The 246-nt window shown below is 42.3% G+C and carries 1 pseudogene; it reads right to left on the bottom strand.

Annotated features, from left to right (window positions below):
• Window positions 1–246: pseudogene (locus tag KJQ99_RS11485) on the bottom strand (50S ribosomal protein L3); the annotation flags it as partial.

Below are 246 nucleotides of genomic sequence, written 5' to 3'. Positions count from 1 at the left end.
TTACAATCCTTACTTTACCCATTGCACCATTATAACCTGCAACGCTACCTTTTAATACTAAAACACCATTTTCAGCGTCAAATGAAACAACTTCATTTTTAACAGTAACTAATTCATTCCCAAAATGCCCCGCCATTTTGCGTCCTTTTTGAACACGACCTGGCCACTCGCGGTTACCTATAGAACCTGAGCGTCTGTGAAAACGGCTACCATGACTTGCTGGACCACCTGCAAATCCGTGTCTTT

Origin of the sequence: Campylobacter sp. 2018MI13, assembly GCF_018501135.1 — a bacterium.
In the GTDB taxonomy this organism is placed as follows: domain Bacteria; phylum Campylobacterota; class Campylobacteria; order Campylobacterales; family Campylobacteraceae; genus Campylobacter_E.
This window is presented reverse-complemented; position numbering and strand designations above follow the sequence as displayed.